The organism is Photobacterium sp. DNB22_13_2, assembly GCF_052873915.1.
The window spans coordinates 1-237 of sequence record NZ_JBNNXU010000288.1 but is presented as its reverse complement, the minus strand read 5'-3'; the positions used below and the strand labels follow the sequence as shown (position 1 = coordinate 237).

At 50.6% G+C, this 237-nt stretch carries 1 protein-coding gene; it reads right to left on the bottom strand.

The annotated features are described in order from the left end of the window. Positions 1-237 (bottom strand): glycosyl transferase family 90 (locus ACVA58_RS28675; RefSeq protein WP_446513621.1); only part of this gene is annotated, 237 nt, incomplete at both ends.

Genomic DNA, 237 nt, shown 5'->3' with positions numbered 1-237 from the left:
ACCCACTGGTTGGCGTTGCGAATGATCCTCAGCGCATCTCCCGGGAATTTTTGGTAATGCTCCATTTTCTCCTGGAGATCGGAGAAATCATCTTTCAGCAGAACATAATGAACATCGGGAATCAGCCTCCCCTCCATAAACCACGTCTCATACCGGGGCCGCCGCATGAAGCACAGCGAATTGGATGACATGATCCATTTCAGATTGGTGGCAACGTCATTCCCTTCAACGCTGACG